Below are 18,958 nucleotides of genomic sequence, written 5' to 3' on the forward strand. Positions count from 1 at the left end.
ATGACAACGAGGAGAACCCCGTGACCGAACTGCAACGCGACGTCGTCATCATCGGTGCCGGGGCATCCGGCCTCACCGCCGCAACCGCCCTGCGCAAGGCGGGCCTCAGCGTCGCCGTGCTCGAAGCGCGCGACCGGGTCGGTGGCCGGCTGTGGACGAACGACATCGAGGGTGCGACGCTCGAGATCGGCGGCCAATGGGTGTCTCCTGACCAGGATGCGCTCATCGAGACGCTCGCCGAGCTCGGTCTCGAGACGTACTCGCGGTACCGCGAGGGTGACAGCGTGTACATCAACGCCATCGGGGACCTGACCCGGTTCACCGGCGAGCTGTTCCCGGTCAAGGCGTCGACGCAGCGCGAGATGGAGCGCCTCATCGCCGTGCTCGACGCCCTCGTCGCCGACATCGGTCCGAAGGCACCGTGGGCTCACGCGATGGCCGAGGAACTCGACTCCGTGACCTGGCTCGAGTGGCTCGAAAGCCAGACCGACGACATCGAGGCGCGCGACAACATCGCGCTCTTCATCGCCGAGGCCATGATCACCAAGCCGGCCCACTCCTTCAGTGCGCTGCAGGCGATCCTGATGGCGGCATCCGCAGGGAGCTTCTCCAACCTTGTCGACGCCGACTTCATCCTCGACAAGCGCGTCATCGGTGGCCTCCAGCAGGTTCCGCTGCTGCTCGCCGAAAAACTGGGGGAGGACGTGTTCCTGAGCCAGCCGGTACGCCGCCTGGCGTGGAGCGAGACCGGAGTCACGGCATCCGCTGACGGAATGACCGTGCACGCCCGCCACGCGATCGTTGCCGTTCCGCCGAACCTGTACTCACGCATCGACTTCCAGCCGCCGTTGCCGCGCCGCCAGCAGCAGATGCACCAGCACATGTCGCTCGGTTTCGTGATCAAGGTGCACGCCGTCTATGAGACCCCGTTCTGGCGCGACGCCGGTCTGTCGGGCACGTCGTTCAGCCCGTACGAGATCGTGCACGAGGCCTACGACAACACCAACTACGACGACCCGCGTGGCACCCTCGTCGGTTTCGTGAGCGACAAGAAGGCCGATGCGGTGTTCGCGCTGTCGGCCGAGGAACGTCGTGAGGCGATCCTCACGTCGCTGTCGCACTACTTCGGCGAGCAGGCCATGCACCCGGTCGTGTACTACGAGAGCGACTGGGCTTCGGAGGAATGGACGCGCGGCGCGTACGCCGCGAGCTTCGACATGGGTGGACTCGCCCGGTACGGCGCCGACCAGCGCACACCGGTCGGGCCGATCCACTGGTCATGCAGCGACCTCGCCGCCGAGGGATACCAGCACGTCGACGGCGCGATCCGCGTCGGCCGCGAAACCGCCGCCATGATCCTCGCCAGACACTCGGCCTGAGCCGAATCCCGCCCCCGACCCGAAACCGTCCCGCCCTAGCCCGACCCTCACTGGAGAACCGCCTATGCGTTACATCGTTGGTTACACCGACACCCCCGCCGGCGCGGATGCGCTCGCGCTGGGGGTCCGGCTCGCCCGTTCCATGGGGGCGAGTCTCGACATCGTCATCGTCCTCCGGAGCGAAGCGCGCCCGACGCTCGTTCCGTCAGACGCGGGCTACGAACGGTTCCTGCACGAGACCGCGCAAGGGTGGCTTCGGGATGCCGCGGCGGTCGTCCCGAGGGATGTTCCGTCTGAGGGTCACATCGTCTACGCCGAGTCGTTCGCCCGGGGGCTTCTCGACGTCAGCCGCGATCTCGAGGGCTCGATGATCGTCGTCGGAGCCGCCCGAGGCGGCCTGCTCGGCCGCGCCACCATTGGCAGTGTTGCGAGCGCGCTCCTCCACTCAGCCGTTGTGCCCGTCGCCCTCGCCCCCGACGGCTCGGGCTCGACGATCGGCCTCAACGGCATCACCCGGATCAGTTGCGCCCTCGGCACGCGTGCCGGTGCGAGTGAACTGCTGGATGCCGCGGTGTTGATCGCGCGCCAGGCCCACGTTCCGCTCCGCCTCCTCTCCCTCGTCACACTCGACATGGACGACATGTCGACGCCTCCGGAGGTGGCGGAACGTGCCGCGACGCACGCGGAAAAGGTGCTGACCTACGCGGCCGACCACCTGCCGAAGGACATCGACGTTGCCGTGCTGACGGCATCCGGAAATCGTGTCGAGGATGCTGTCACCTCGATCGACTGGGAACCCGAAGAGGTCCTCTTCGTCGGGTCGAGTCGCCTCGCCACACCCCGCCACATCTTCCTGGGCACGACAGCAGCAAAGATGCTGCGCGAACTACCCGTCCCAATGATCGTCGTCCCGCGGGACTCCGTTCTGACCCTTGAGGACTGACATCATGAGCACAACGAAATCCGACCGCGGGCTCTCGAAGAAGGGGCTCAGCGCCGGATCGGTGGGCCTGCTCGGCGCCATCGTCATCGGCATCTCCTGTATTGCGCCCGCCTACACGATGACGGCGGCCCTCGGCCCAACCGTCTCCGAGGTCGGCCTGCAGGTGCCGGCCATCATCCTCGTCGGCTTCATCCCGATGCTTCTCGTCGCCTTCGGCTACCGCGAACTCAACCGCGCGATGCCCGACAGCGGAACCTCGTTCACCTGGGCGACGCGCGCCTTCGGCCCGTGGATCGGCTGGATGGCCGGATGGGGCCTCATCGCCGCGACGATCCTCGTGCTCTCGAACCTCGCCGGTATCGCGGTGGACTTCTTCTACCTGATGCTCGCGCAGATCGTGAACAACCCCGACATCGCGAACCTCGCGCTCAACCCGGTGATCAACGTCGTCACGTGTCTCGCCTTCATGCTCGGTGCGACGGCGATCTCGTATCGCGACATGCAGACGACCCAGAAAGTCCAGTACGTGCTCGTCGGGTTCCAGGTGATCGTGCTGTTGATCTTCGGCATCGTCGCGTTCGTCCATGTCTCCAACGGCACGGCGTTCGATGCGGTTCCGATCAGCCTCGACTGGTTCAACCCGTTTGCCGTCGAGTCGTTCAGCTCCTTCGCCGCCGGGCTCTCGCTGTCAATCTTCATCTTCTGGGGCTGGGATGTCACTCTCACGATGAACGAGGAGACGAAGGGTTCCAGGTCCACCCCTGGCCGCGCTGCCACCCTCACCGTTCTCATCATCGTCGTGCTGTACCTGCTCATCGCCACAGCGTCGATCAGCTTCGCCGGTATCGGTGAAGGAGAGTTCGGGCTCGGCAACGAGGACATCCAGGGCAACGTGTTCTTCGCCCTCGCTGGACCCGTGCTCGGGCCGCTCGCGATCCTCGTGTCGATCGCCGTGCTCTCGAGTTCGGCGGCGTCGCTGCAGTCCACCTTCGTGTCTCCCGCACGCACGCTGCTCGCGATGGGGCACTACGGCGCCCTGCCGAAGAAGTTCGCGAAGGTCAGCCCGCGGTTCCTCACCCCGGGCTACGCGACGATCGTGTCGAGCGTCGTGGCATCCACCTTCTACGCGGTCATGCGTTTCATCTCCGAGGACGTTCTCTGGGACACCATCACAGCGCTCGGCATGATGATCTGCTTCTACTACGGGATCACGGCGTTCGCGACGGTCTGGTACTTCCGGAGGCAGCTGTTCGCCTCGGCGCGGAACGTCTTCTTCCAGCTGTTGTTCCCGCTCATCGGTGGCATCATCCTCGCCGTGCTGTTCTTCACGACGATCACCGACAGCATGGACCCCGAGTACGGTTCAGGATCCAACATTGCCGGCGTCGGCCTCGTCTTCATCCTCGGCATGGTCGTCATCATCTCCGGCGTGGTCATCATGATCATCCAGGCGATCCGCCGGCCGGCCTTCTTCCGCGGCCAGACGCTCGAGCGCGGGGTCTCCGACGGAAAGGAAGACGACGCGCTCGACGAGCTGCCGGTGTGATCTGAGTCTTCGAGTTGCCGGGTTTCGTGGGTGCGTCCGCGCGAACACCCGCGAAACCCGGCAACTCGGGAAATCCTGCCGTTTACCTCGTTGTGGTTGAGTGGGGGCTGTGACGCAACATCCCTCACTCTCCCGGCGGCTGGGACTCGGCGACGCCGTCGTCATCGGTTTGGGGTCGATGATCGGTGCCGGGGTCTTCGCGGCGTTCGCTCCCGCGGCTGCCGCAGCGGGCTGGGGTCTGCTCGTCGGGCTCCTTCTCGCCGCGATCATCGCCTACTGCAATGCGACCGCGTCGGCCCAGCTCGCCGCCCAGTACCCGTCGTCCGGTGGCACCTACCTGTACGGGCGCGAGCGTCTCGGCGAGTGGTGGGGGTTCGCGGCCGGGTGGAGCTTCGTGATCGGCAAGACCGCGAGTTGTGCGGCCATGGCACTCACCTTCGCCGCCTACGCCGCACCGGTCGGCTGGGAGAAACCCGTCGCCGCGCTCGCCGTCGCCGCGCTCGTGATCGTCAACTACTTCGGGGTGACCCGGACCGCCTCTCTCACCCGGATGCTCGTCGTCGTCTCCCTGCTCGTTCTCGCGATCGTCGTCGCTGCCGGGCTGGCGGCCGCTCCGGGGTCAGGCGTCGGAGTGTCGGCGGGCACGACCGCAGGCACGTGGTCGCTCGCGCCAGGGCTGTTCGACGCGGGCCTCTACGGCATCCTGCAGTCCGCCGGCCTGTTGTTCTTCGCGTTCGCCGGGTACGCGCGCATCGCCACCATGGGGGAGGAAGTACGCGACCCAGCGCGGACCATCCCCCGCGCCATCCTCACCGCCCTCGCGATCGTCGTCGCGATCTACGCCGTCGTAGCCGTGGTCTCCCTGCGCACGATTGGTCCGCAGCAGCTTGCGGCGTCGGCGGCACCCCTCGTCGATGTCGCGACGGCGGGCGGCTGGGACTGGACCGCACCGGTCGTCCAGGTCGGTGCGGCAGCTGCCTCGCTCGGAGCTCTGCTCGCCCTCATCGCCGGCATCGGCAGGACGAGCCTCGCGATGGCGCGCGAGGGCGACCTGCCCCGCGTTCTCGCGGCGGTGCATCCGCGTTACCATGTGCCGCACCGGGCAGAACTCCTGCTCGGTGCGATCGTGATCACGGTCGTGCTCGTCGCCGACCTCCGTGGGGCTATCGCGTTCTCGTCATTCGGGGTGCTGCTCTACTACTTCGTCGCCAACCTCGCCGCCTTCGGGCAGGATGCGCCGATGCGGCGTTTCCCCCGGTGGCTGCAGGTGCTCGGCATGGCCGGCTGCCTCGTCCTCGTCGCGACGCTCCCTCCGCTCGGCATCGGCGTGGGTGTCGCGGTCCTCGCCGTCGGGCTCGGCGGCCGCCTGCTCGTTCGCCGCGGGGTCGCGTGATCGAGTTGCCCGGTCTTGCGGGTGTTGGCGCGCGAACACCCGCGAGACCGGGCAACTCTCGACCCTGCTACCGGCGGTAAAACGCCACGGTAGCGTCGAGGGCCGTGTTCCAGTCCGTGGCCCTGGCGCCGAGTTCGCGCTCCGTCTCCGACGCATCCGAGAGGAACGGCATCCGGAATTGGTAGCTCGAGGCCGCAACCTCGCGCATCATCGGGCTGGCGAGTCCGATTCCCCTGATGAGCCAGGACGGCAGGGCCGAGACCGAGCCCCAAACGCCGAAGCGGTCGTTCACCTGCCGGCAGATCTGGGTGCGGCTGAGGTCGGTGGCGGCAGGCACGTGCCAGATCCGGCCCCAGTCCCCGGTGTATTCGGCCGCGGCGACGAGCGTGCTCGCGAGGTCGGGAAGGTACGCCCAGCTGTGGGGCAGCGCGGGATCCCCGATCGCCGCCGAGCGTTTGCCCGCGAGGATCGGCTCGAAGAACCGGGTGCCGAGGTGCGCGTCCGCGCCCGCTCCCGGGCCGAAGTAGTCGCTCGCCCGCACCTCGACGGCGCGCACCTCACCGCGCTCGGTCGCCCGGCGCAGTGTCGCCCACAGGTCGCGCCGCACCTCGCCCTTCGAGTCGGCGGGATGCTCCGGTGAGCGTTCCGTCATCGGCATCGTCGCTTTTCCGTACGAGTAGAGGTTCCCGACCATCACGATGTCCGCGTGCGTCGCACGGGCGGCCCGCACGACGGCGTCGATGATCGGCGGCCACTCGGTGCGCCACCGGGCATAAGGCGGATTGGTGCACACGACGATCGTCGAGTGACCGTCGGCGGCGCGAGTCAGCGCATCGGCGTCCGAGGCGTCGACGCGCACGGTGGCGGCGCCGGAAACCGGGGTCCCCGACCGGGTGCCCACGGAAACATCGGTCCCGCGCTCGAGAAACGCCGCGGTGGCGGTCGACCCCACCGGGCCGGCACCGAGAACAAGAACACTCATCCGGACTCCAACCGTTAGCGCTTCTGCGCGAAGCCTATCGGCGTGGAGGAGCTACCGGTATGTTCGCGAGATCAGCGGAAGTTGATGAACTGCAGGTCGAGATCGAGATCCTTGCCCTTGAGCAGCGCGATGACCGACTGGAGATCGTCGCGGCTCTTGGACTGCACGCGCAGTTCGTCGCCCTGGATCTGGCTCTTGACGCCCTTGGGGCCTTCGTCGCGGATGATCTTGTTGATCTTCTTCGCGTTCTCCTGCGAGATTCCATCTTTGAGCTCCGCTTCGATGCGGTATTCCTTACCACTCGCATACGGCTCCCCGGCGTCGAGGCTCTTCAATGAGATGCCGCGCTTGATGAGCTTCGACTGGAACACGTCGAGGATCGCCTTCACGCGCTCCTCGCTGTTCGCCTTCATGAGGATCTTCTCGCCGGACTGGGCGATGGATGCTCCGGTGCCCTTGAAGTCGTAACGCTGTTCGATCTCCTTGTGCGCCTGGTGGAGGGCGTTGTCCGCCTCCATCTTGTCGACCTTTGAAACCACGTCAAACGATGAATCAGCCATGGCCCCAGCCTAGAGCTTTCCGCGGCCGAAGGGGCAGGCGCTGAGCTTCACTCAGCCGGGCGCGACGTCGATGACCGCACGATGAGCTCGTACGGCAGTGGCACGTCTGCGCTCGACGGTTCGCCGTGTGAAGGCTCAAGCAATTGCATGAGCGCCTCGACGGCGTGTTCTCCCTGTCTGATCGGGAACTGGGCGACCGTCGTCAGCCCGAAAAATGACGCGAGCTGGTGGTCGTCGATTCCGACAACAGAGAGGTCTCCTGGCACGGTGAGCCCGAGATCGCGCGCGGCGAGGATGCTTCCGATCGCCATCTCATCGGATGCCGCGACGATCGCCGTCGGCCGGTTGTGCGGGCTGCCGAGCAGCTGTTTTGTGGCTTCATAGCCCCCGGGCAGGGTGAAGTCCGCGGGGCGGAACAGAGCGGGATCGACCGGTGCGCCGGCATCCCGCAGTGCGTCCTCGTAGCCCGTGCGGCGATGGCTGGGGAGGTGGAAGTCGAGGTCGAACTCTTTGCCGCCGCCGATGTGCGCAATGCGAGTGTGGCCGAGTGCGAGGAGGTGCTCGGTGGCGAGCCGGGTGACGGCGACGTCATCCATGGTGAGGCTGAGCACGCCGGGGATCGGGCCGCCGACGCCGATAAGTGGTTTGCCCATCGCGTGCAGGCTCGACACTTCGGCCTCAGTCAGTTCGAGGCCGATCGCGATCACGGCGTCGACGCGCTGGCGCAGGAGGAAGTGGTCGAAGACACTCTGGCGTGCTTCTCCGCCGCCGGTGAGGTTGTAGAGCGTGAGGTCGTATCCCTGGCGCAAGAGCGCGCTCTCCGCCCCCTCGATCACCGACGCGAAGAACCAGTGGTTGAGGAACGGAACGACGACCCCGACGTTCCGGGTGCGGCCGGAGGCGAGGCTCGAGGCGTTCGACGAGACGACGTAGTCGAGCTCGGCAGCGGCGGTGGTGACCTTCTGGCGAGTGGTCTCAGACACATAGCCACGGCCGCTCAACGCTCGCGATACCGTCGCCGTCGAGACGCCCGCGCGACGTGCGACCTCTTCGATGCCCGCCATGGGACCCTTCCGACCTGCCAAGTGAATGCTCGAGTCAGCTTAGCGAGGGCGCCGCGGTCAGGAGAGCGGGGCGCCGGGGTCTCGAGCGCGGTGGCGCCGGAGCATCCCGATGTGGGAACCTCGGTACCGGACGAGAGGGGCATTCATGCACAGGGAAGACGAACGGGTTGTCGTGATCGGTGACGCCCTCATCGATGAATTGCGGGATGCCGGTGGGAGCCGCGAGTTCGTCGGCGGCGCCGCGCTCAACGTGGCTGTCGGGCTGTCTCGGCTTGGCGTTCCGACCACGCTCCTCGCCATGGTCGGCGACGACGCCGATGGTGAGCGGATCCGCGAATTCCTCGACCAGTACGGCGTTGAGCTCATTGCAACGCCGTCGCTCCTCGGCTCTTCGCGCGCGACGAGCGACCGCAGCGAGGGCGAACCGACCTACAGCTTCAACCAGGCCGCGAGGCAGCGCAGGATCGGGTTCGGCGACGAGGAACGGCTCGCGATCGCCGACGCCAGGCTCGTCGTCGTCAGCTGCTTCCCCTTCGACGATGACGAGCAGTCAGCAGCTCTCGAAGATGCGGTGGCGAACCCGTCCCGGCGACTCGTCATCGATCCGAACCCCCGCGCTGGCATGCTGCACGACGCCGCGCAGTTCGTCTCCAACTTCGAACGCCTCGCGTCGACCTCTCTTCTCTGCAAGGTCGGCGATGAGGATGCCGAGCTGCTGTACGGCGTCGGGCTGGGCCAGCTCGTCGATCGGTTGAGGCAGGCAGGAACCGCGAATGTCCTGGCGACGGCCGGCCGAGGTGGAGCATCCGTTGTCACCCCGACAGGAACGGTGACGCGGCCGATCACGGACCTGCCCGGCCCGGTGATCGACACGATGGGAGCGGGGGATGCGACGCTCGCGGCGGCCGTTCGCACGCTCGTTCTCGAGGGTGTTCCTGCTGGTGACGTGGAGTGGGGACGGCTTCTCGACGACGCGATGCTCATCGCCGCGCACACCTGCCGGTCAGAAGGGGCGCTCCTGCAGTTGCCTCCCGTGCTCTGAGGGCCCGCCGATTCGCAGAAATCGACCGCCACAGAGTACTATTTTCAAGCGCCTTCGGTTGTCTGTACAAGTCGGTCGGGAGCGTCTGGCGAGTTACCCAAGCGGCCAAAGGGATCTGACTGTAAATCAGACTGCTCAGCATTCGGGGGTTCGAATCCCTCACTCGCCACAGCACTATCGATAGCGACGGACATTTTGTCGCTCGAAGAAAAGAGAAAAAGCCCCGGCCTCGGTCGGGGCTTTTCTATTAGGCGCCCTGCGCCAGAAGGAGAGCGAAACATGGCCCGGATCACCCTCATCCTCGGCGGAATCCTGATTGTGCTGGGCGTGGTCAGCTATGCGGCCACCGACTTTGCCAGCTGGACCGCGTTGATCCCCTCGATCCTCGGCGCCATCCTGCTGATTTGTGGACTCGTCGCCCTGCGCAAACCCAAGCTCGGGGTTCACATCGCGCTCGTCGTCGCCCTCATCGGCCTTGCTGGCACAGCGATGAACGTCGTTCAGATCGGCGAGGTGTTCGCCGGAACAGCGGAGCGCCCGCTGGCGGTCATCGTCAGCGCCATCACGTTTGTCCTCCTGCTGGCGTACATCGGTCTCGGCGTGCGTTCCTTCGTCGCGGCACGACGAGCGAAGAAGTCAGGCGCGATCGGCGAGCGCTGATTCCCCCGGATTCACGTAGGGAACTGCTTTCCCGCGGGTCCGTAATTCACGGCCAACGTTATGGTCATGCCCTGATGTCGCGGGTACCCTCGACCCCATGAGTACCGCACAGCAGATTGCCGTCATTCTCGGCAAACAATTCGCCGAAGAGCTCCCCGAGATGGCGATTGCCTGGCGGGCCGAAAACGCGCCGGACCCGCAGCTGCTCCTGCTCAATGAGCCCCTCGCGGCCGAGCTGGGCATGGACGCTGACGACCTGCGGAGTCCCGACGGAATCCGGATGCTCGTCGGCAACCTCGTTCCCAGCGGGGCAAGTCCGGTGGCGCAGGCGTACGCCGGGCACCAGTTCGGCGGTTACTCCCCGCGGCTCGGTGACGGGCGTGCGCTGCTCCTGGGGGAGCTGTCGGGCGCTGACGGCCAGATCCGTGATCTTCATCTCAAAGGATCCGGGCGAACCCCATTCGCGCGCGGTGGAGACGGGCTGGCCGCCGTCGGGCCCATGCTGCGGGAATACCTCATCAGCGAGTCGATGCATGCGTTGGGGATCCCGACCACCCGATCCCTCGCCGTCGTCGCGACGGGTCACTCAGTGCAGCGCGAAACCCTCCTGCCCGGGGCGGTTCTCGCTCGCGTGGCGAGCAGCCATCTGCGCGTCGGCAGCTTCCAGTACGCCAGAGCCACGGGCGACCTCGCACTTCTTCGTCGCCTGGCCGACCACGCGATCGCGCGTCACTATCCGGATGCCGCTGGAGCGGAGAATCCCTATCTCGCACTGTTCCACGGGGTAGCTACGGCCCAGGCCTCGCTGGTCGCCCAATGGATGCTCGTGGGTTTTGTGCACGGGGTGATGAACACCGACAACATGACGATCTCGGGTGAGACCATCGACTACGGTCCGTGTGCGTTCATGGATACGTTCGATCCGGCCACTGTTTACAGTTCAATCGACCATGGCGGGCGTTACGCCTACGGGATGCAGCCGGTCATCGCGGAATGGAACCTTGCCCGGCTCGCGGAGACTCTTCTCCCGCTTATTCACGACGATCAGGATCAGGCGGTCGATCGTGCGGTAGAGGCGCTCGAGGTCTTCCGCAAGCGCTACAGCGCCGAATGGGTTCAGGGCATGAACCGAAAGCTCGGTCTGTCTGGCGAGCTCGATGACGAGGTGATTTCGCCCCTCGTCGGTGACCTGATCGCTGTGCTCCAGGAGAACTTGATCGACTACACCTCGTTCTTCCGCCGCCTCGGTGCTGCTGCACGCGGGAACCCGGGCCCGGTACGCGATCTCTTTCTCAACCACGCCGCCATCGACAGCTGGACCGAACGCTGGCTCGCGCTGGAGCCGGACGCCGATGTCATGGAGAGCACCAACCCCGTATACATCCCACGGAACCACCTCGTCGAGGAGGCCCTCGCCTCGGCGAACCAGGGCGACCTGAGCCCGGTCCAACGCCTCCTCGAAGCACTGACCGACCCCTACGAGGAACGCCCCGGGCTCGAGCGCTACGCTGCCCCGGCTCCTGACACCTTCGGGGCATACCGGACCTACTGCGGAACCTGACTGGAGTGCCGGGGTCGCTGGCATTAACGGCGACAGGGTGCCCCGCTGAAGCGGGACACCCTGTCGGAGGAAGCGATATTACGCTGAGACGAGTGCGCCTTCGCGAACGGCTTCGAGGGCCTTGGCCCACGGCACGAGCTGGTCGAGAACCGGAGCGAGGGTCGCGGCCGACAGCTCGGTCGGTGCGAAGGTGCTGAAGTTCTCGAAGTCGGTGAAGAGGCTGAACATGCCGGTCTTCTGGACATGGGCCATCTGCAGCTCGGACAGGACGCCGCGGAGGTGCTCGGCGGCACGGACGCCCATGGCGGAGCCGTAGCTGACAATGCCGGCGGCCTTGTTGTTGAACTCGGCGTTCAGGTACGACAGCGCGTTGGTGAGCGCCGGGGTGACCGTGTGGTTGTACTCGCCGGTGATGAACACGTAGCCGTCGAATTCGGAGACCTTGGCCGACCAGACCTTGGTGTGGTCGTTCGTGTAGTTCTGGTACGCGGCGGGATACGCCTCGTCGAGCAGCGGCAGGTTGAAGTCCGCAATGTCGACCAGTTCGAATTCTGCGTCCGAGCGCAGCTGCGCCTGGGCGAGAACCCACTCGGCAACGCCGCGGTTGACGCGGCCTGGACGGGTGCTTCCGGTGACAATGGCGATCTTAGTCATGAAGACCTTTCCTGTAGTTGATGTGTCAATTAGTCTGACAGTATGAGTCTGACGCACTTTGATTGTCGTGTCAACTAACTAGCGAGGAGCGGGATATGAACGGAGAGAATACTCAGAAAGCGCGCTGGCTCGATGACCGCGAGAAGCAGGTCTGGCTGACTCTGCGCGAGTTCATCTGGGGGTTCCCTGCAGCCTTGGACCGACAGGCTCAGCGAGACTCCGCGTTGTCGATCGTCGAGTACTCCGTCCTCGCCGCTCTCTCCGAAGCGCCGGAACCACGGATGCGCGCCGGCGACCTGGCCGCAGAACTCGGCTGGCAACGCAGCCGCCTCTCGCACCTCGTCGGCCGAATGGAAGCCAAAGGGCTCGTCGAGCGCGCACTCTCGTGCGACGACGGTCGCGGTCAGGACGTCGTCCTGACGGATGCCGGCTGGTCGGCAATCCGCGCGGCGGCCCCCGGGCACGTCACTTTCGTTCGTGAAGCCGTGTTCGATCCACTGACTCCCGCCGAGCAGGATGCCCTCGAAGCCGCGCTCACGCGGATCCGGACACGAATCGCCGAGGACGGACTCTGGGCCGCATCAAAGTCGCACGTCTCGTGTCCGCCCGGCGTCGATCCGGAGTGCGAACCTGACGCCTGAGAACGAGTGGTCTACCGTGGGAAGCATGACACGCGAGTTGCAGAACCTGGCCACGGAGATCGCCCAGAAAGCCGGGGAGCTGATTCTCCGGAGGCGCACCGAAGGTGTGACCGTCTCGGCCACGAAGTCCTCGGCGGAGGATGTCGTCACGCTCGCCGACCACGAATCGGAGAAGTTGATCCGCAGCCTCATCGCGGACGCCAGGCCGGACGACGGCTTCCTCGGCGAGGAGTCCGCGGCCTCGACGAGCACGAGCGGGCTGACCTGGATCGTCGACCCGATCGACGGAACGGTCAACTACCTCTACAACATCCCGAACTACGCCGTCAGCATCGCCGTCGTCGAGGGCGAGCCGGACCCCCACAGCTGGAAGGCGCTCGCCGCGACGGTCGTGAACCCGGCAGCAGGTGAGACGTTCTCCGCTGCGCTCGGCGAGGGTGTGACGCTCAACGGCTCCGCGATCCGCGCGAACACCGGAGTGCCAGCGCCGCTCGCACTCCTCGGAACGGGGTTCGCCTACAACGCCGACCGGCGTATCTGGCAGGCGGGCATCGTGCAGCACCTCATCGGCGACGTCCGTGACATCCGCCGCATGGGGTCAGCGGAACTCGACCTGTGCTCCGTCGCGTGCGGGCGGCTCGACGGATATTACGAGCGAGGGCTGAACCCGTGGGACCACGCTGCCGGTGCTCTCATCGCACAGGAGGCGGGTGCCCGCGTCGCGGGACTGCACGGCGCTGCCGCGAGCAGCGACTTCACCCTGGCCGCCGATCCCGAGCTGTTCGACCTGTTGCACGACCTGCTTCTCGACGCCGGCGCCGAGGCATCCATCCTGGGTTGATGCGCGCTGCCTCATCCGGGTGATTCGCGCAAGGCCCCACGGAAAATCGGTCAGGATCCGCGTCTGCTTCTACAGTTGCAGCCGGAGGAACCACCATGACCGCAGCAACAAGCCCGCAGACACCGACGACGGACGATCGCCCGCCGACCAAACTCAGCCGCAAAATCACCGGCCCCCTGCTCTTTCTGTTCATCCTCGGTGATGTGCTCGGAGCGGGCATCTACGCCCTCATGGGTGTGCTGTCGGAGAACGTGGGTGGCGCGCTCTGGGCGCCACTCGTGCTTGCGCTCCTGCTCGCTCTCCTCACCGCCGGTTCCTACGCGGAACTCGTCACCAAGTACCCGAAGGCCGGAGGCGCCGCGGTGTTCGCCGAGCGGGCGTTCAAGGTGCCGATCGTGTCGTTCCTCGTCGGTTTCAGCATGCTCGCTGCCGGTGTCACGAGCGCTGCCGGCCTCTCTCTCGCGTTCTCGGGCGAATATCTCACAACGTTCATCGACGTGCCGCCGATCCCCGCGGCGATCGTGTTCCTCGCGCTCATCGCCTGCCTGAACGCTCGCGGCATCAGCGAGTCGATGAAGAGCAACGTCGTGATGACGATCATCGAGCTCACGGGCCTCGTCATCGTGATTGTCGTCGTCGCCATCATGCTGGGCAACGGCGGAGGCGACGTCTCCCGCGTCGGTCAGTTCCCGGAGGGCTCCGTACCCGCCGTCGCCACGCTCGGTGCCGCGATCGTCGCGTACTACTCCTTCGTCGGGTTCGAGACCTCCGCGAACGTTGCGGAGGAGATCCGCAACCCGAGCAAGGTCTATCCCCTCGCGCTGTTCGGTTCGCTCGCGACGGCGGGTGTCGTCTATATCCTCGTGGGGCTGGCGAGCGCCATCGCCCTGCCGGCGTCGGAGCTGAGCGAATCGACAGGTCCGTTGCTGGCGGTCGTCGCGGCATCCGGTGTCGGAATTCCCGAGTGGCTGTTCAGCCTCATCGCTCTCGTCGCTGTTGCGAACGGTGCGCTGCTCACCATGATCATGTCGAGCCGGCTCGCATACGGGATGTCGGAGCACGGTCTGCTTCCGAGCCCGCTCAGCCGGGTGCTGCCTAAGCGCAGGACGCCGTGGGTCGCGATCGTTGCCACCACCGTCGTCGCGATGCTGCTGACGCTCATCGGAGATCTCGGAACGCTCGCCGAAACCGTCGTTCTCCTCTTGCTGTTCGTGTTCATCTCGACGAACATCTCGGTGCTCGTGCTGCGCAAGGACAAGGTGGAGCATGAACACTTCCGGGTGTGGACGATCATCCCGATCCTCGGGGTTGGATCATGCATCCTGCTGCTCACCCAGCAGGAGCCACTTGTATGGCTGTTCGGCGGCATCCTGCTCGCTGTCGGAGCGGTGCTCTACTACATCGCCCGACTGGTGCACGGCAAGACAGCGTCCTGACCCAGGTCGCCTCACGCGTTGAGAGCCGTTGCCGCGGTGAGTCCCTCCGGGAGCGGAGTCGTCGGGCGGCCGATCAGGCGCGAGAGTTCGCCGGTTGTCGAGCCGAGCAGCCCATCCCGGGTGTTCTGATCCAGGGCGACGAGGAAGCCTGTGGTTCCCTCGTCGACGCCTGCTGCGAGCAGGGCGGTGCGGTGCTCGTCAGGCGACACCGATGAGAACACCACGTCGCGCCCGGTGACTGTGCTGAGAGCGGCCGCCATCTCGGTTCCGTCCCACGCGGCATCCCCGGAGAGTTCGTAGACGCGCCCGTCGTGGCCGTCGGTCGTCAGCACGACCGCCGCCGCCTCGGCGTAGTCCGTCCGTGACGCACTCGCGATTCTGCCGTCACCGCTGCTTGCCAGGTATACGCCGGTCGCCCGCGCCTGCTCGATGGTGGCGGCGTAGTTCTCGGTGTACCAGCCGTTGCGGAGGATGGTGAAGCGGATGCCGGAATCCCGGATGAGCTGCTCGGTCACCTTGTGGTCCGGCGCGAGGATGAGCGCGGAGGTGTCAGCCTGCGGTGCACTCGTGTAGACGATGCGGGAGATGCCCGCCTTTTTGGCCGCTTCGATCACGTTGATGTGCTGCTCGACGCGTCGCCCGACCTCGTTGCCGGAGACGAGCATGAGGGTGTCGGCGCCGGCGAACGCGGCGTCGAGGGTGCCCGGATCGGAGTAGTCGAGGAACGCGGTGCGAACGCCGGACTTCGCGAGCTCGGCAAGCCTGTCGCGGTTGCGGCCGACCCCGACGATCGCGGCGGGTTCGACACCACGGTTGAGCAGGTGGTCGATGATGTGGCGGCCGAGGGCTCCGGTTGCGCCGGTGACGACGATGGTCATGGTGTCCTTTCGCCGGCCCGTGCGGGCCGTCTCCGGGAGGAACACCGTTTCACGTCCAGTCCTTCCCGTATGCCGAAAACTCACGGACGGGTGAGCGGATGCCGCTGGCGCACGCGAAAGGGCGGGGAGCCGAAGCTCCCCGCCCTCGATGAAACCGCGTACTACGGCGTGCGGACCCAGATGGTCGAGTCTGCACCGACGGATGCTCCGTCGAACTCCGCAGAAGCGAGCAGAAGCTCGGCGGACGCGAAGGCCTCGGGCAGCGCTACGGCGGTGTCTCCCGTGTTCGCGATCACGGTGACATTCCCGTTGCTGAAGGCCGCGACGGAATCCGGGAGTCCGTCAATCCACGTGAGGGTACCGAGACCGAGCGTGTGCTCGCGGCGCAGGCGCAGCGCGTCGCGGTACATCTCGAGGGTCGAACCTTCGACGCCCACCTGGGAGTCGCGGGCGTACCGGTCCCAGTCGGACGGCTGGGGCAGCCAGGCCGCGCCCGTGTCGTTGAAGCCGTAGGCGGGAGCGCCCGCTTCCCACGGAATCGGCACGCGGCATCCGTCACGACCATACTTCTCACGGTTCGTGCGGAACCAGGTGGGGTCCTGGCGCGAATCGTCTGGCAGGTCGATGACCTCGGGAAGGCCGAGCTCCTCGCCCTGGTAGAGGTAAGCGCCGCCGGGCAGGGCGAGCATGAGCGCAGACGCCGCGCGGGCGCGACGCAGGCCGACCTCGCGGATCGGCTGGCCCGGGCTCTTCGGCCCGATGCCGTGACCCTGCGGGTTCTCGGCGGTCAGTGCCAGTCGCGAGGCGTGGCGCACGACGTCGTGGTTGGAGAGAACCCAGGTGCTCGGTGCACCGACAGCGCCGAACGCCTCGATGGACTCGTCGATGACGGTGCGGAGAGCGGATGCCTCCCACGGCGTCTCGAGGTACGGGAAGTTGAACGCCTGCTGCATCTCGTCCGGGCGGACCCACTTCGCCATCTTCGACAGCGGGTAGACCCAGGCCTCGGCGCAGAGGACTCGGTCGCCCTCGTACTCCTCGAGCACGACGTGCCAGTCGCGGTAGATCTCGTGAACACCCTCCTGGCCCCAGTAGGGTGCGCCCTCGTCTTCCTCGGTCGCGATGTCGTCGATCCCCGGCTCGAGTCCGAGCGGCGTGTTGCCGCCCATGCTGCCGCCTTCGGCGGGAGGGGTGTAGTCGGGCAGCCCGTCAGCCTTGATCATGCCGTGGGCGACGTCGACACGGAATCCGTCGACACCACGGTCGAGCCAGAACCGGAGCACGCCGCGGAACATCTCGCGAACCTCTTCATTGGTCCAGTCGAAGTCGGGCTGGCTGGAATCGAAGATGTGCAGGTACCACTGGCCGGCGGTGCCGTCCGGGTTCGTTGTGCGGGTCCAGGCTGGCCCGCCGAAGACGCTCTCCCAGTTGTTCGGCGGGGTGTCGCCGTTCTCACCCTTGCCATCGCGGAACATGTAGCGCGCGCGCTCGGGTGAGCCGGGCCCCGCCGCGAGTGCGGCCTGGAACCACGGGTGAGCATCGGAAGAGTGATTCGGAACGAGGTCGATGATGACGCGGATGCCGCTGTCGTGCGCTTTCGAGGTCATCGCGTCGAAGTCAGAGAGGGTTCCGAAGATGGGGTCGACGTCGCAGTAGTCGGCGACGTCGTAGCCGGCATCCTTCTGGGGGCTGGTCATGAAGGGGGAGAGCCAGATCGCGTCGATGCCGAGCGACTTCAGGGAGTCGAGCCGCGAGGTGATTCCGGGCAGATCGCCGAGACCGTCGCCGTTGGCGTCAGCGAAGGACCGGGGATAAATCTGGTAGATGGCGGCGGAACGCCACCACTCTGTGCTGGTGCGCAAATTCATGCCGCCACTCTAAGCCATCCACCCGGCAATGTGTAAGCGCTTGCTCACAGGTCTCATATCACGAGGTTACGATCGGGCATCCATTAGTGCGCGTCAGGTTGTACTTTCCAGACCGAGCGGGTATATCTGGAAGCGCTTGCAGTATGCGGGCCCGAGAGAACGGTCTTTCACTGACGAGGAGTTCCCCGAAGGGGAACCGGGAACAGCCCCGGAATCCGCGGAGGCAATGGGGCCGGGTATTCACTCGACACATTCGATGAAAGGCACACACCAATGAGGGTGAAAAACTCTTCACTTCTGAAGGCAGGCGCGCTCGCTGCCGTCGCAACGCTGGCACTCGCCGGCTGCGCAGGGGGAGGCGACGCTGCGAGCGACGACTCCAAGTCCGACGCGACACTGACGGTCTGGGTCGACGCCGACCGCGCCCCGGTGCTCAAGGACGCTGCAGCAGACTTCACCGCCGAGTCCGGCGTCAAGGTCAAGCTCGTCCAAAAGGACTTCGCCAAAATCCAGGACGAGTTCATCGCCCAGGTCCCATCAGGCAAGGGCCCCGACATCACCATCGGTGCGCACGACTGGCTCGGCAACTTCGTCACCAACGGTGTCGCGCAGCCGATCGAGCTCGGCGACAAAGCCGCTGACTTCGAAGATGTCGCCATCCAGGCCATGAGCTACGAGGGCAAGACCTACGGTCTGCCATACGCGATCGAGAACATCGCTCTCCTCCGCAACACGGCCCTCGCGCCCGAAGCCCCGACCGACTACGACGACATGGTCGCAGACGGCCAGGCCGCCGGCACCGAGTTCCCGTTCCTCGTTCAGGTCGGACCCGAGAGCGACCCGTACCACCTGTACCCGTTCCAGACCTCGTTCGGCGCCCCCGTCTTCGGCACCAACGATGACGGAAGCTACAACCCGGAGGACCTCCAGATCGGAGCGAACACCGAGTTCGCGACCTGGCTCGGCGAGCAGGGTGCAGCAGGACTGTTGAGCACCACGGTCACCGGTGACATCGCCAAGGAGAAGTTCAACTCCGGCGCGAGCCCGTACTTCCTCACCGGCCCGTGGAATGTCGGCGACGCTCAGGAAGCCGGCATCGACGTAGCCGTCGACCCGATCCCGTCCGCCGGTGGAGAGGTCGCCCAGCCGTTCGTCGGTGTTCAGGGCTTCTTCGTCTCGGCCAAGAGCAAGAACACCCTCGCCGCCAACGAGTTCCTCACGAACTTCATCGGCACCGAAGAAGTCCAAACCGCCCTCTTCGAAAAGGGACAGCGCCCGCCGGCACTCTCCGCCTCGTTCGAGAAGGCCGCGTCTGACCCCATCGTCGCCGCATTCGGTGAAGTGGGCGCCAACGGTGTGCCGCAGCCGTCCATCCCGCAGATGGGCAAGGTCTGGCAGTTCTGGGGTGTCACCGAAGCCGCGATCATCGATGGCGGAGACCCCGCCTCCCTCTGGGAGAAGATGACCGCAGACATCCAGGCTGCGATCGCAGAATAATCACGAGCTGCCG

The 18,958-nt window shown here is 66.1% G+C and carries 17 protein-coding genes and 1 tRNA gene; 12 read left to right on the forward strand and 6 right to left on the reverse strand.

Annotated elements, in window-relative coordinates; translation table 11 throughout:
* The first annotated feature begins 20 nt into the window (after positions 1-20).
* From ACWA1Q_RS01630 to ACWA1Q_RS01645, 4 genes are all read left to right on the forward strand, one after another.
* Positions 21-1,379 (forward strand): flavin monoamine oxidase family protein, encoded by a 1,359-nt coding sequence (locus ACWA1Q_RS01630; RefSeq protein WP_463758978.1) that lies wholly within the window; start codon positions 21-23, stop codon positions 1,377-1,379.
* Between the two features lie 64 nt (positions 1,380-1,443).
* Positions 1,444-2,322, forward strand: a complete 879-nt coding sequence (locus ACWA1Q_RS01635; protein ID WP_463758979.1) for a universal stress protein — start codon at positions 1,444-1,446, stop codon at positions 2,320-2,322.
* A 4-nt stretch (positions 2,323-2,326) separates the two neighbouring features.
* Complete coding sequence (locus ACWA1Q_RS01640; RefSeq protein WP_463758981.1) at positions 2,327-3,868, forward strand: APC family permease; 1,542 nt, start codon at positions 2,327-2,329, stop codon at positions 3,866-3,868.
* Between the two features lie 109 nt (positions 3,869-3,977).
* A complete protein-coding gene (locus tag ACWA1Q_RS01645; RefSeq protein WP_463758982.1) occupies positions 3,978-5,261 on the forward strand; it encodes an APC family permease in 1,284 nt (427 codons plus the stop codon).
* A gap of 67 nt (positions 5,262-5,328) precedes the next feature.
* Here ACWA1Q_RS01645 and ACWA1Q_RS01650 read toward each other — a convergent pair whose 3' ends face one another.
* The 3 genes from ACWA1Q_RS01650 to ACWA1Q_RS01660 form a co-directional block, all read right to left on the reverse strand.
* Entirely contained in the window at positions 5,329-6,243 is a 915-nt protein-coding gene (locus tag ACWA1Q_RS01650) for an NAD-dependent epimerase/dehydratase family protein (protein WP_463758984.1), read from the reverse strand.
* Positions 6,244-6,314: 71 nt separating this feature from the next.
* Positions 6,315-6,803, reverse strand: coding sequence for a YajQ family cyclic di-GMP-binding protein (locus ACWA1Q_RS01655; RefSeq protein WP_463758985.1), 489 nt, complete (start codon positions 6,801-6,803; stop codon positions 6,315-6,317).
* 47 nt (positions 6,804-6,850) lie between these two features.
* Entirely contained in the window at positions 6,851-7,867 is a 1,017-nt protein-coding gene (locus ACWA1Q_RS01660; RefSeq protein ID WP_463758986.1) for a LacI family DNA-binding transcriptional regulator, read from the reverse strand.
* 145 nt (positions 7,868-8,012) lie between these two features.
* Here ACWA1Q_RS01660 and ACWA1Q_RS01665 point away from each other — a divergent pair, with 145 nt between their 5' ends.
* The 4 genes from ACWA1Q_RS01665 (at position 8,013) to ACWA1Q_RS01680 (ending at position 11,130) form a co-directional block, all read left to right on the forward strand.
* Positions 8,013-8,909 (forward strand): carbohydrate kinase family protein, encoded by an 897-nt coding sequence (locus ACWA1Q_RS01665; protein ID WP_463758988.1) that lies wholly within the window; start codon positions 8,013-8,015, stop codon positions 8,907-8,909.
* A gap of 87 nt (positions 8,910-8,996) precedes the next feature.
* A tRNA-Tyr gene (locus ACWA1Q_RS01670) sits at positions 8,997-9,078 on the forward strand.
* A gap of 110 nt (positions 9,079-9,188) precedes the next feature.
* On the forward strand, positions 9,189-9,569 hold the full coding sequence (locus tag ACWA1Q_RS01675) for a hypothetical protein (RefSeq protein ID WP_463758990.1): 381 nt from the start codon (positions 9,189-9,191) through the stop codon (positions 9,567-9,569).
* Positions 9,570-9,666: 97 nt separating this feature from the next.
* The gene (locus tag ACWA1Q_RS01680; protein WP_463758991.1) at positions 9,667-11,130 is read left to right on the forward strand and encodes a protein adenylyltransferase SelO; all 1,464 of its coding nucleotides are present in this window, start codon (positions 9,667-9,669) and stop codon (positions 11,128-11,130) included.
* A gap of 78 nt (positions 11,131-11,208) precedes the next feature.
* On the opposite strand, the gene ACWA1Q_RS01685 is transcribed toward ACWA1Q_RS01680, so the two are convergent.
* A complete protein-coding gene (locus ACWA1Q_RS01685; RefSeq protein WP_463758992.1) occupies positions 11,209-11,784 on the reverse strand; it encodes an NADPH-dependent FMN reductase in 576 nt (191 codons plus the stop codon).
* Between the two features lie 95 nt (positions 11,785-11,879).
* Here ACWA1Q_RS01685 and ACWA1Q_RS01690 point away from each other — a divergent pair, with 95 nt between their 5' ends.
* The 3 genes from ACWA1Q_RS01690 (at position 11,880) to ACWA1Q_RS01700 (ending at position 14,702) form a co-directional block, all read left to right on the forward strand.
* Positions 11,880-12,425 (forward strand): MarR family winged helix-turn-helix transcriptional regulator, encoded by a 546-nt coding sequence (locus ACWA1Q_RS01690; RefSeq protein WP_463758993.1) that lies wholly within the window; start codon positions 11,880-11,882, stop codon positions 12,423-12,425.
* A 25-nt stretch (positions 12,426-12,450) separates the two neighbouring features.
* Positions 12,451-13,266 (forward strand): inositol monophosphatase family protein, encoded by an 816-nt coding sequence (locus tag ACWA1Q_RS01695; RefSeq protein WP_463758995.1) that lies wholly within the window; start codon positions 12,451-12,453, stop codon positions 13,264-13,266.
* A 95-nt stretch (positions 13,267-13,361) separates the two neighbouring features.
* Positions 13,362-14,702, forward strand: a complete 1,341-nt coding sequence (locus ACWA1Q_RS01700; protein ID WP_463758996.1) for an APC family permease — start codon at positions 13,362-13,364, stop codon at positions 14,700-14,702.
* 11 nt (positions 14,703-14,713) lie between these two features.
* On the opposite strand, the gene ACWA1Q_RS01705 is transcribed toward ACWA1Q_RS01700, so the two are convergent.
* Positions 14,714-15,580 carry an SDR family oxidoreductase gene (locus ACWA1Q_RS01705; protein ID WP_463758997.1) on the reverse strand — a complete coding sequence of 289 codons (867 nt, stop codon included), beginning with the start codon at positions 15,578-15,580 and terminating at the stop codon, positions 14,714-14,716.
* Positions 15,581-15,741: 161 nt separating this feature from the next.
* Positions 15,742-17,448 (reverse strand): glycoside hydrolase family 13 protein, encoded by a 1,707-nt coding sequence (locus ACWA1Q_RS01710; RefSeq protein WP_463758999.1) that lies wholly within the window; start codon positions 17,446-17,448, stop codon positions 15,742-15,744.
* Between the two features lie 273 nt (positions 17,449-17,721).
* Here ACWA1Q_RS01710 and ACWA1Q_RS01715 point away from each other — a divergent pair, with 273 nt between their 5' ends.
* The gene (locus ACWA1Q_RS01715) at positions 17,722-18,945 is read left to right on the forward strand and encodes a sugar ABC transporter substrate-binding protein (RefSeq protein WP_463759001.1); all 1,224 of its coding nucleotides are present in this window, start codon (positions 17,722-17,724) and stop codon (positions 18,943-18,945) included.
* Positions 18,946-18,958: the final 13 nt, after the last annotated feature.

The sequence above is a fragment of the Mycetocola sp. TRD_SC_2 genome (assembly GCF_055361225.1).